Source organism: Ruegeria sp. CDSA034, assembly GCF_059612275.1.
This window is the reverse complement of sequence record NZ_JBXWQH010000013.1, coordinates 25,822-38,096: the sequence shown is the minus strand read 5'-3', so window position 1 is coordinate 38,096 and position 12,275 is coordinate 25,822. Positions and strand designations below refer to the sequence as shown.

The 12,275-nt window shown below is 56.9% G+C and carries 10 protein-coding genes; 7 read left to right on the top strand and 3 right to left on the bottom strand.

Going from position 1 to position 12,275, the window contains the following annotated elements; genetic code table 11:
• Positions 1-21 precede the first annotated feature (21 nt).
• From AC2FLJ_RS18030 to AC2FLJ_RS18015, 4 genes are all read left to right on the top strand, one after another.
• A complete protein-coding gene (locus AC2FLJ_RS18030; RefSeq protein ID WP_282169050.1) occupies positions 22-972 on the top strand; it encodes an ABC transporter substrate-binding protein in 951 nt (316 codons plus the stop codon).
• Between the two features lie 78 nt (positions 973-1,050).
• Complete coding sequence (locus AC2FLJ_RS18025) at positions 1,051-2,088, top strand: quaternary amine ABC transporter ATP-binding protein (protein WP_058275713.1); 1,038 nt, start codon at positions 1,051-1,053, stop codon at positions 2,086-2,088.
• Positions 2,081-3,670, top strand: coding sequence for an ABC transporter permease (locus AC2FLJ_RS18020; protein ID WP_058275411.1), 1,590 nt, complete (start codon positions 2,081-2,083; stop codon positions 3,668-3,670). Before AC2FLJ_RS18025 ends, AC2FLJ_RS18020 begins: the two co-directional genes overlap by 8 nt.
• A 54-nt stretch (positions 3,671-3,724) precedes the next feature.
• Positions 3,725-4,699 carry an arginase family protein gene (locus AC2FLJ_RS18015; protein ID WP_282152692.1) on the top strand — a complete coding sequence of 325 codons (975 nt, stop codon included), beginning with the start codon at positions 3,725-3,727 and terminating at the stop codon, positions 4,697-4,699.
• Here AC2FLJ_RS18015 and AC2FLJ_RS18010 read toward each other — a convergent pair.
• Both AC2FLJ_RS18010 and AC2FLJ_RS18005 read right to left on the bottom strand, forming a co-directional pair.
• Complete coding sequence (locus AC2FLJ_RS18010; protein ID WP_496707025.1) at positions 4,696-5,664, bottom strand: agmatinase; 969 nt, start codon at positions 5,662-5,664, stop codon at positions 4,696-4,698. The two genes, AC2FLJ_RS18015 and AC2FLJ_RS18010, sit on opposite strands and share 4 nt — an antisense overlap.
• A gap of 71 nt (positions 5,665-5,735) precedes the next feature.
• Positions 5,736-7,256, bottom strand: a complete 1,521-nt coding sequence (locus AC2FLJ_RS18005) for a trimethylamine methyltransferase family protein (RefSeq protein WP_496696345.1) — start codon at positions 7,254-7,256, stop codon at positions 5,736-5,738.
• Positions 7,257-7,441: 185 nt separating this feature from the next.
• Here AC2FLJ_RS18005 and AC2FLJ_RS18000 point away from each other — a divergent pair, with 185 nt between their 5' ends.
• Positions 7,442-9,877, top strand: coding sequence for a GcvT family protein (locus AC2FLJ_RS18000; protein ID WP_496707024.1), 2,436 nt, complete (start codon positions 7,442-7,444; stop codon positions 9,875-9,877).
• A gap of 77 nt (positions 9,878-9,954) precedes the next feature.
• Positions 9,955-10,926 carry a LysR family transcriptional regulator gene (locus AC2FLJ_RS17995; protein ID WP_496707022.1) on the top strand — a complete coding sequence of 324 codons (972 nt, stop codon included), beginning with the start codon at positions 9,955-9,957 and terminating at the stop codon, positions 10,924-10,926.
• Here the strand turns inward: AC2FLJ_RS17995 and AC2FLJ_RS17990 are convergent.
• The gene (locus AC2FLJ_RS17990) at positions 10,923-11,948 is read right to left on the bottom strand and encodes a LacI family DNA-binding transcriptional regulator (RefSeq protein ID WP_496707021.1); all 1,026 of its coding nucleotides are present in this window, start codon (positions 11,946-11,948) and stop codon (positions 10,923-10,925) included. The two genes, AC2FLJ_RS17995 and AC2FLJ_RS17990, sit on opposite strands and share 4 nt — an antisense overlap.
• A gap of 139 nt (positions 11,949-12,087) precedes the next feature.
• On the opposite strand from AC2FLJ_RS17990, the gene AC2FLJ_RS17985 reads away from it, so the two are divergent.
• On the top strand, positions 12,088-12,273 hold the full coding sequence (locus AC2FLJ_RS17985; protein WP_108860892.1) for a hypothetical protein: 186 nt from the start codon (positions 12,088-12,090) through the stop codon (positions 12,271-12,273).
• The last annotated feature ends 2 nt before the right edge of the window (positions 12,274-12,275 follow it).

The window sequence follows — 12,275 nt, the reverse complement described above, 5'->3', positions numbered from 1 at the left end:
ACGTCCAACATGGAGACACAAATGAGAAAATTAGCCACGTTACTGGGAGGCGCATCCGCTGTGATCGCTGGACCCGCCCTTGCTGCTGATATCGTGATCGGCGTGCCGAACTGGCCTTCGGTAAATGCGACGGCACATATTTTGAAGGTCGCGATCGAACAGAACCTCGGTCTTGAGGTCGAACTTCAGAATGGCACCAACCCGATTGTGTTCGAGGCGATGGACTCCGGTGCCATGCACGTACACCCCGAAGTTTGGATGCCCAACCAGCAAAACCTGCATGATACCTACGTAAAAGATAAGGGTACGGTTACGTTCAACGCGAATGGCGTTGAAGCCTTTCAGGGTATGTGCGTCGACAAGGCAACCGCCGAAGCACATGGCATTACGTCCATTGAAGACCTGACAAATCCCGACAATGCAGCGCTGTTCGACAGCAACGGTGACGGGCAGGGTGAGCTATGGATCGGTGCGCCGGGATGGGCGTCGACCAACGTCGAAAAAATTCGGGCCAAATCCTACGGTTATGACCAAGTTTTTGAACTGACAGAAATTGACGAGACAGTGGCTTACGCGAATCTCGACAATGCAATCAAAGCGGGCGAGCCGTGGGTAGGGTTCTGCTACACGCCGCACTATGTGTTTGCCCTGCATGACATGCAGATCTTGGAAGAACCGGCGTACGACGCGGCCAAGTGGAACGTACTGCAGCCCACAGATGACCCGGACTGGCTGGAAAAATCCGAGGCCGGCGTTGCCTGGGATCTTGCCTACCTGCATTTGCACTTCGCAAAGTCGCTTGAGGAAGAATATCCGGAAGTGGCGACCATGCTGTCCAACATGAAACTGGATACGGACACGGTTTCGGCGATGACCTTTGCATTGGTGATCGAAGGCCAAGAGCCTTTGGCTTATGCCGAGGAATGGGTCGGTGCGAACGAAGATGCCGTTCTGGGCTGGATGTCAAATTGATTGACGCCCACCGGAATTGAAACTCTGGCAGGCCGTCGGGACAGCCCCGGCGGCCTGTTTTGCACCAAAGGGACAAAAATGACCGAAACAGTCGTTAAACTGACGGATGTCTGGAAAATCTTTGGCGCAAAAGCCGAAGAAGCCATGGAAGCCGTCCGGAATGAAGGCATCGGAAAGCCTGAAGTTCTGGAAAGATTCAATTGTGTCGTTGGCGTGCAGGGCGCGTCCTTCGAAGTGCCACGGGGCGAGATTTTCTGCATCATGGGCCTGTCAGGCTCTGGCAAGTCTACGCTGGTACGACACGTCAATCGCCTGATCGAACCGACCGCCGGAAAGATCGAAATTCTGGGGCAGGATGTCTCCAAGATTTCCGAGGCCGAGCTGCGTCGCATTCGGGCCATGCAAATCGGGATGGTGTTTCAGCACATGGCACTGATGCCGCACCGCTCGGTTCGCGATAATGTCGCCTACCCGCTGGAAATCCGCAAAGTGTCGAAATCGAAACGCTGGGCGGTTTCGGATCACGCATTAGGGTTGGTAGACCTGACAGGCTACGAAGACCGCCTGCCCAAAGAATTGTCGGGCGGCATGCAGCAACGTGTTGGGATTGCCCGCGCGCTGGCCTCGGACCCCGAGATCCTGCTGATGGATGAGCCGTTTTCAGCCCTTGATCCGCTGATCCGCCTGCAATTGCAGGACCAGTTCAAGGCACTGGTGGCGCAATTGAAAAAGACGACGCTGTTCATCACGCACGATCTGGACGAGGCCATTCGCATAGGCCATCGCATCGCCATCATGAAAGACGGTGTCATTGTGCAGATAGGTACGCCGGAAGATATCGTCATGAACCCGGCAGACGATTACGTGCGAGAGTTCGTGCAGGGCATTTCCAAGCTGAAACTGGTCAAGGCGCATTCGATCATGGAGCCGATCGAAAGTTACTCTGGCCCGACCGATGGCGCGCCGCGCGCGGATGAAGGGGCGGATTTGGACCAGTTGATTGACCTTGCAGTCAATACGGACCTTCCGGTCATCATTACCGATGCTGGCGCTGATGTAGGCGTGGTCACTAAACCGCGTTTGCTGCGCGGAATTCAGGGGGGCAAAAATGACTGATGCAACCACGGAAGTAAAAGTCACGGCCGCCTCGGATATCGAAGTCGACCGCGAGGCGCTGGACCGCTCGATCCACGAATTTACCGGGCCAAACGGCGACTACTACGTCAACGCGTTTCACAAAATCCATGACGCGACCAGCGGTATTCCCAATACCTTCAACATCTGGGCGGCTGTTTTGGGACCATTCTGGTCTGCGTCCCGCGCGATCTGGGGGATGTTCTGGACTTTCCTGATCCTGGAAATCATCGCCTGGGTTCAGATCGGCCGCGGTGCCTGGGGCAACCCCGGCGCTGATCTGGCCGAACGGGCTGAACGTCAGCAGACCCGCGCGAACGAGCTATTGGAACGTGCGACTGCGGCCACCGAAAAGGCGGACATTGACCGGTTCAACAAGTTGGCAGCGAATATCCAGAAGGCCGCAGATGCCAGTTTTGAGAAAGCGGCGTCCGCCCAGTCTGAGGCGTTTGGCATCATGGTTACAGGCCTGTTGATGTTGTTGGTTTTCAAGCTTGCGCAAGGTTTTTATGCGGACCGCGTGTACGAAAAGCAGTACTCGAATTGGCGGACAGATCCTGCCAGCACCGAAAGCGGCCGCTCGACCCGCAACACTGTTCTGGGTGCTGTTTTGGTGGCCGCAATTGGTCCGCTGATTGTGTACAAATTCACCGTCAACGCCTCACTCCCATTGTTGGATGCATTTCCCGAGCAGGAAGTCTCCGCGATGATATTGGGCGAAGGCAACGGAACGTTGTTCTCAAACTTGGCAAGCTGGATGGAGGCGCAGATAGATGCAGCCGCCGCAGCTGGCGGGGATGTATTCGACGGTATCGTGGCGGGTGTGCGATCTGTTCTGGATGCGTTGACGGTGGCATTGATCGGTTCCCCGTGGCCAGTTGTGATGTTGGTGATCTGTGTGACCGCGTGGCGCGCGGCAGGGCCAAGGGTGGCAATCTTCACCGCGTCTTCGTTGGCCTATATCGCGCTTCTGGGGTATTGGGATGTGGCGATGGAAACCGTGGCCTTGGTGGGCGCGGCGGTGCTGTTATGCGTGGTTTTTGGCATTCCGCTAGGCATCTGGTTCGGCAAATCCAAGCGCGCCTACCGGGCGGCCGAGCCGGTGTTGGACCTGATGCAGACATTGCCTGCGTTTGTCTACTTGATCCCAATCATCGCTTTCTTTGGCACAGGCAACCCGCCGGGCATTCTGGCGACGATCATCTTTGGCATGCCGCCGGTCATTCGCTTGACCGCGCTGGGGATGCGCGGGGTTCCGGAAAGCATCAAGGAGGCTGCGGTGGCCTTTGGCGCATCGAAATGGCAGTTGCTCAAGGATGTTGAGATCCCGCTTGCCCTGCCGTCGATCATGACCGGCGTGAACCAGACCATTCTGATGTGCTTGTCGATGGTGGTGATTATCTCGCTGATCGGCGGTGGAGGTCTGGGCAAGGAAATCCTTGAGGCGCTGCAATACGCTGCCAAAGGTCCAGGTCTGCTGGGTGGGTTCGCCATCCTGTTCCTGGCCATGGTCATGGACCGTATCGTTCAAGGTGCCTTCCGCCGAGAAGACGAGAAACTCTGAACGCAAACGCCCCCGGTTCACATCGGGGGTGTTTTTCTTTCACCGGAGACGCAGATGACCGACCGTTACGAACAGTCTATGATGGACAATCTATATTGGTGGGGGATACCGACCCTATTTCGGTGCCCCAATCAAGGTCCCGAAGGGCAGGACATCGCTTTGGTCGGAGTGCCGCATTCGGCAGGCAACGGCACAACCGAGCGGGATCAGCATTTGGGCCCGCGTGCTTTGCGGCATGTCTCTGCCGTACAGCGGCGGGTACATTCGGTGTTTGAAATTGATCCGTGGAATTGTGCGAAGATTGCAGATGTAGGCGACGTTCCATTTCCGCGGGCAAACGATAACGAAGACTGCATCGAACGGATTACGGCTTTTTACAAAGACATCGATGCAGCCGGTGCGCGCCCGGTGTCGATTGGCGGCGACCACTCCATCACTGGCGGGATCGTGCAAGCGCTGGGTCGCGGTAAACTGGCTGGTGGAGAGCCTGTCAGCTTTCTGCATTTGGACGCGCATACGGACGTCTTCACCAAGGTCGATCATTTCCTGGGGGCGAAGAAATCAGCGGCCCATTGGGGCGCGTATCTGGCGGATCAGGGGCAGGTCGACCCCACGCGATCCATGCAAATCGGACTTAGGGGCCATCCGCGAAGCTTGGACTGGCTGCAGCCGTCCTACGACTATGGCTACAACATCGTCACCATGCGTGAATTTCGCCAGCGCGGGTTGGAAGACGTCGTGGCTCAGACCAAAGAAGTGCTGGGGGACCGCCCGGTCTATATCACGTTCGATCTGGATTGCCTTGATCCCACTGTCGCGCCTGCCGTGTCCAATCTGGAACCGGGCGAGAAGGGTTTCGATATTGACGAGGCTGTCGGCATTCTGCGCGCCGCGCGCGGGTTGAACATTGTGGGCGGGGACGTCGTCTGCATGATGCCAACCAAGGACAGCCCGAACAACATCACCGCGCTAACGGCAGCTGCGGTGATGTTCGAAATGATTTCAATGATCGCCGAAAACGCCAGCTAGCGCCGTGCGTCCACAGCCTGCGCCAAAACGCAGAGCAGTTCGAACATCAGCGAAATGCCCAGCCACGCGGTGCCTCCGTTCGGATCGAATGGGGGCGATACTTCGACCAGATCAGCGCCAATCAGGTTCACACCAGACATCCGGCGGATGACCTGCTGCGCCTGAAAACTGTTTGGTCCGCCGATCTCGGGCGTTCCGGTGCCCGGGGCGTAGGTTGGGTCAACAAAATCAATGTCATAGGTGCAATAGGTTGGTGCTTTTCCAACGATACCGCGCACTTCGGCCATCACGTCGTTAATGCCCCGATCGAACAGTTCTTCGATACGGATGATGCGGATACCCTGTGCCTCGCCCCATTCGATGTCTTCGGTGTTGTACGCAGTGCCCCGGATGCCAACCTGAACAAAGCGTTTTGGGTCGACCAATCCTTCTTCTACCGCGCGGCGAAACGGGGTGCCGTGGGTGAACTTGTGGCCGCCAAAATAGCTGTCGAACAGGTCCGTGTGGCTGTCGAACTGGATCAGGCCGACGGGGCCTGCGGCGGCAAGCGCACGCAAAACGGGCAGGGTGGTCAGGTGGTCCCCGCCAGCGGTGAGCGGAACAATGCCTTTTGCCTGTAGGGTTGAGTAGAAATCCGTAACCCGGTTCAGAGTATCTTCGATATCAACCGGATTGGGCGCAACGTCGCCAAGATCGGCGCAATTGACCATTGAGAACGGCGCGACGCCTGTGACTGGGTTCATCGCGCGGATCATCGTGGAATAGTCCCGCAATTGTCGCGGACCATGCCGCGCGCCGGGGCGATTGGTGGTGCCGCCATCCCACGGGATGCCGATGAGACCGACCTGAACATCCAAAATCCGTTCGTGATCCAGGCCCAGGCTGGGCAAACGCATGAACGAGGGGATGCCGGCAAACCGGGCCAGCTCCATCGCCGATACCGGCTGAAAAAATGAATCGGTCATGGCCTTATCCTTCGCGCAATTCCCATTGGACCCTAGCGGCCCAATGAAGTGTTGGGAATGCTCTGTGGCTTTTATATCAGAATGCGGAAACGTTTCCGGATTTCGGCATCCTGTTCGGCGCTCAAATTTTCTGGGTGATGGCTGGCCAGAACTTCTTTGGCGTGATGCCGGGCAGATGACCATGCGTCTTTGGCACCATCGTTTTGCCACGTGTGGGGCTCTTGTCGATCGGCGAGTTCGGGGTAAAAGTAGTCCCGCTCCATCGCCGCATAGGTCTGCGCGCTTCCCAAGAAATGCCCGTCACCCAGAACAGAATGGCAGATGGCGTCAAAACCCAGGTTTTCCTCGCTCACCTCAATTCCGCGCAGCGCCCGATAAGTGTGTGAGTGCATTTCGTTGTCCAGAACAAACCCCTCGAAACTTGCGCCTAACAAGGATGCGGTCATTCCCGAGCTTTCATAGATCAGGTTGCCCCCGGCCAAGGCCGCCGCAAGCGAGGTCATGCCTTTTTCCAGGCCATATTGTGCGTCGATGGCCTTTGCGTCGGTCATGGACGCGGCTACGCCCGAGGGCAGGCCTAACCAGTTCGTGATCTGCGCTGAGGCGGCGTTCAAAACAGCCGTCTCTCCGCTGCCGCCGGCAAAAGACCCGGTCCTGAGGTCTACGATGAAAGGCCAATTGGAAAACACCATCGGAAATCCGGGTCTGATAGCGTAGACCATGACAAGGCTGGCCAATGTCTCGGCCAGCGATTGCGCCAAAAACCCGGCCAAAGTCGCCGGGGCTGTGGCACCGGCCTGCGCGGCCGTGATGCACGACATGGGAATGTTGTGGGCGACGCATTCATAGACGACATCAACCGCATCCTCCCCATACCGCAGTGGCGAAATCACTGGGCTGATATGAGCTTTCAGAAAGGGGCGTTTGGCGAATTCACCCGGCCCTCCGGCGACGATATCCAGCAACTCGACAATGGGGCCGACATGTTCGGCCAGAGTAAACGATGTTGCCACTGGTTTGGTCGTATTGCGCACCAGAGCGTAGGCTGTGTTGACGTCCAGATCGAATACATCAGGTACATCTGTGGCCACGCAGCATCGGGTGAACCAGCTGACATTGGCCAGCGTGTCCTGCAATCGGGTGAAGTCGTGCAAATCCACCAAGGTAGAGGGGCGATAAAGGCCGCTATCGATGTCCAGCGTTTGAACGGCGGCGCCACCCGTGCCGAAATACACGCGGTCGCCGCCAACCTCGATCGAGCGGTTTTCGTCCCGGCCGTGGAACACGAAACTTTTGGGGGCTGTATCGATTGCGCGCTGAACCATTTCACGCGGGAACAGCAACCGGTCTTGCTGACCCGCCTGCGCACCTGCGGCTTTGAGGTCTGCCGCTAACCTGTCTGGCACGTTTCCCATGCCCAAACGTTCCAACAGCTGCAGTGCTGTATCGTATATCTGTTCGATCTCGCGTTGGCTTAGAGGTTTATAAGCGCCGCCCTTCTGGCCGGGTGGGCAGGGGTCTACGACCGGTTTGGCTGCTCGCTGGGCATGCCGCGCTTTTCGGCCGCTGCGTTTAGAACCCTCTGATGACATCCGGTCCAATTCCTTTTTATCGCTTTCCTGCACCGTAAGGGGCGGAACATCCCGGCATCAAAGGCGAATTGCCTTTTTCAGAATCCGCAATCGCAGTTTCGATTTTCCTGCACCCGCATTTGCGCAGTTGTAGCCTAAGCCTTTTCTTCCGCAAAACTTGGACGAAATCTTACGGAGCAAAGCCAATGAAGTCGCGTACCAAAGTCGTTGTGATAGGTGGCGGCATCGCCGGATGTTCGACCCTCTATCATTTGACGCAAGAGGGGTGGACCGACGTGGTGCTGGTCGAACGGAACGAATTGACCTCGGGCACGACATGGCATTCGGCCGCGCAGGTGACGAACTTTGGCATGAACCAGACGATGGTGGGCCTGAAAACGCACTCGATCCAATTGTACAAGGAATTAGCCGACGATCCGGATTATCCGATCAACTATCACCACGGGGATGGGGGGATACGCCTCGCCAACACCGAAGGCCAGATGCAGGGCTATCGCCACTTTGCATCCATGGCGCGGGGTATGGATGTGCACTTCGAGGTGATTGACGCGGACGAATGCGCCCGCCGACACCCTCTGATTTCAACCGACAACCTGATCGGCGGGCTGTGGGACCCGCTGGACGGCGATATTGACCCCGCTCAGTTGTGTCAGGCATTGGCGCGCCGGGCGCGCAAGGCAGGGGCAGAGGTTTATCGGAATACACCAGTGACTGGTCTGGAGCAGCACGCCGACGACACCTGGACTGTGCAGACCGAGCATGGTGACATCGATTGCGACATCGTGGTCAACGCCTGCGGATATCGCGTCAACGAAGTCGGTGCCATGATGGGCGTTCATCATCCTGTTTCGTCGATGGAGCACCAGTACTTCCTGACCGAAGAGATACAGGCGATCCGCGACGCGGGGCATCGGATGCCTCTGCTGCGTTGTCCGATCAGCGACTATTATTGCCGGCAAGAAAAGAACGGCCTGTTGCTCGGGTTTTACGAACAGGACTGCAAGACCTGGGGTATGGACGGGATTGATCCGAACTTTGTGAATGCCCTTTGCCCCGATGATTTGGACCGAGTGACGGACGTGTTGGAAGGCGCATTCGCGCGGATGCCCGCGCTGATGGAGGTTGGTATTCACACGGTGGTCAATGGGCCGATTACTTACACGATCGACGGCGCTCCGCTGGTGGGGCCAATCCCAGGCAAACGCAACGCCTTTTGTATCATCGGTCTGCGCGCAGGGCTGGGTGAAGGTGGCGGGCATGGGTGGTTGCTGGCCCAGCAGATCGTGCATGGCGAGGCTTGTTACGATACGTGGTGCCTCGACCCTCGGCGGTTCACTGGTCATGCAAATGTCGAATTGACCGCGCTCAAGGCCATCGAAGATTATCAAAACGAATTCCGGTTCCACTTTCCGCACGAACATCGCCCTGCAGGACGTCCCGCCAAAACCACACCTCTGACGCCGGTGCTGGCGGCGGAGGGGGCCGAGTTCACAGTGGTCAACGGGTGGGAGAGGGTGGATTACATCAAACCTTCGCCGGAATTCACGCCGACGCATAGTTTCGGTTTTGACGAAACATTTGACGTGATCGCCACTGAGGTTCGGAATGTGCAATCGGGTGTTGGACTGGCCGAGGTGAACGGGTTCAATCGGATCGAAATCAATGGAAATGACCGGCATGCTTTTCTGGACCGGATGTTCTGCGGGCTTGTGACCCGGCGCGAGGGGCGTGTTGGGCTAGGGTACCTGCTGAACCATCTTGGTATGATCAAAGCAGAGGCTACTGTCGCCAATCTACCGGCCAGCGACCGGGGGGAGGCGCGCGTCTGGTATGGCTCAGCCGCAGCAAGCGAATTTCATGACATGGATTGGCTGCGTCAGCACATGCGACGCGATGAAGACGTTCATCTGCGCAGTTTGACAAATGACCAAACCATATTGGTGCTCGCTGGCCCGAAGGCGCGAAACGTCTTGTCGGCCTGCGCCCGAGGGGATTGGTCGGCTGAGGCTTTCCCGTGGCTCAATGTGCGCGAGTGCTTCGTTGGCATCGCTCCGGCTACGGTCATGAACCTCAGCTTTTCGGGTGAATTGGCCTATGAAATCCACGTGCCCAACGCCTCGCTCTACGCGGCCTATCTGGCGTTACGGCAAGCAGGTGAGGCGCACGGGTTGAAACTGTTCGGGGCACGGGCGGTTGAATCGATGCGGATGGAGAAGAGCTTTCTTCATTGGAAAGCAGACCTGATCACCGAGTTCGATCCCTATGAAACAGGATTGGACAGGTTCGTCCGAATGAATAAGGGAGATTTTGTCGGGCGGAACGCTTTGTTAAATCGACAATCGGAGGGGCTTCGTAAGAAGCTTGTCGTGCTTCAGGTTTCCTCGACCTTCGGTCCTGCACATCCTGGAGCGTCATTGATGCAGGGGGATCAAGTGGTTGGAACCGTCACATCTGGCGAATGGGGGCACCGCACCGAATTGAATCTGGCGCATGCATTTGTCGATCCCGCCTACGCGGATATCGGATGTGAAATGGATCTGGACAGTTGCGGTCAGGGTGTGCGCGCAACGGTCATTCCGTCGTGCCCATATGACCCGGGCTTTGACCGGATGAAGGCGTAACTGGAACTTTGGCATTGCCGCAAGAGTAAATCTTTGTTTGGCTAGTTTCGAGCAAATCGAAACAATGATTGGCACCCATGTCCAAATCGCTGAGCCTGAGATGGTTAGAAATCTTCCAATTGATCGCCAAATCCGGATCGATCCAACAGGTCGCGTCCGAAACGGGTTTGTCGATCAGCACGGTCTCGAACCACCTGCGCAGCTTGGAAAACACGCTTGGTATCGAGCTGGTCGATCATGGGCGCAGACCCATGGGCCTGACGCCCGCGGGCGAAGTCTTTGCGCGATATGTCCGCGACGGTTTGACTGTTCTGAAACGCGGCGAGGCCGAAATCCGAACGGGCAATTGGCAACATGCGACCGACCTGCGATTGGCGCTTATTGACGATTTCGACAACCAGATCGCGCCTGATATGGTCCGGTTTCTGGCGCAGGCATTGCCGCGTTGCAATTTTCGTCACTATACGCGTCCCAGCCACGAAATCCTCTCTAAGCTACAGGAACACAAACTGGATGTGGGTGTTGCCACCCGACCGCCTGGGCGAACCGAAGGATTGATTGAGTACCCGTTGATGCGGGACCCGTTTCTTGTCGTGCTGCCCAACAGTTTTGAAGGGTCGCCAGAAGAGTTGTTTCACCCGGACGCGGACTTACCCCTATTACGGTATTCGCGGGACTATGTGATCGGGAAGCAGATCGAGATTCAATTGGCACGCAGCAAGTTTAGCCTACCGAACAGGTTCGAACTGGAATGCAACCAGTCGATCATCGGTTTGGTGGCCCAGGGTAGCGGTTGGGCGATCACGACGGCCGCCTGTTTTCATCGGACCCAGCGGTTCCATAACAGTGTCAAAGCCATGCCGTTTCCCGGTAGAAACTTCGTGCGAACCGTGTCGCTGTTCACGACCGAAGTGTATCCCGTGACGACCTCGGAACTGATCCAGAAAGTTATGGTGAAACTGATCCGGCAACATTTCACTCGCCCAATGTGCGCCAAGCATCCTTGGCTAAAAAACGACTTCCGCACGATGGAGGGGGAGGCGGCTTAGCCCGGCGCAGGCTTACCAAGCGACGGTCGATTTACAATTCTCGTCGCCAGTTGTTCGCCAGTCCCGGCGGTTTGGTTCTCGACCATCTCCACCAGTTGCAGGGCCGCTTTGCGCCCCATTTCACGATGTGGCACATGCACAGTCGTCAGGGCCGGGGAAACGATTCGGGCGAGTTCGATATCGTCAAAACCCGTGATCGATACATCGCCAGGCACGTCCAACCCCATCTCTTGGGCCTGTCGCAAGGCACCTGCGGCCAACACATCGTTCCCACACAAGATTGCAGTCGGCGGCGGGTCAGCGTTCATCAGGTCGCGGAAGGCTTTGGCACCGTTTTCGATTTCATACGACGTTTCGACAAGAGTCAGATTGCTGGCCGCGAGCCCGCTATCAGATATCGCATCCCGGATGCCCTGAACCCTGAGCCGGGCGCGATCATTCCCGTCTACGAGACCCGAGATCACGCCGATCCGCGTGTGCCCCAATTCAATAACATGGCTGGCGAGGTCGAACATGGCCGCGCGATTGTCAAATCCGACGGAAGGCAACTTGGAGTCCGGCAAATAGGACCATGCGACCAATGCCGGAATTTTCCGCTGGCTCAGAAAGTCGTAGATCTTGGGATCGCGGTCATGTCCGATCAGCAGCAGCCCGTCGGCCCCACGTGCAATCAGGGTCCTGATTTGCTCTTCTTCGATTTCAGGTTTGTAAGCTGAACTTGAGACCAGCAGCGTATAGCCGCGCTGGTGCAGTTCCTCCTGAAATGCCTGAAGGCCCCGCGCAAAAATCGCGTTTTCCATGGTTGGAATGATCGCGCCGATGGTGAACGACCGCTTGGCCGCCATTACACGGGCTGCAAAGTTTGGCGTGTACCCAAGCGCATCAACCGCGGACTGCACGCGTTCACGGGTAGCTTTGACCACCCGGTCCGGACTGTTGAGGCAGCGCGACACAGTGGCCGTCGAAACACCTGCCATTTTTGCCACATCATCCAGTGTCGGCGCCGACCGGGATTTCGCCATTTCCAAACTCGCAATTTGCTTTTGCTGATAACTCTAAACTCAACTGCGGTGAGAGGGAAGCATTTATGTAAGCGCTTGCATTTTGTATGTAAGCGCTTACAAATGACGTTGGGCCGAATCTGAAAAGGGAGTCCAAGAGATGTTTCTGGCTGCGTCCGCACTCGTGTTTGCCGTCTATTTTGCGAACGTGGCGTTGGGGGCTTTTGCAAACAGCGCCTTTCTTGGTGACGTCGGAGAGATGTTGGTTCTGTTCGCGGCGTCGATCCTGTTCGTTGTCGCAATTCTAAAAAGGGAAGCTGTCCGCGACGCAAAAAAGGATGGCTGAAT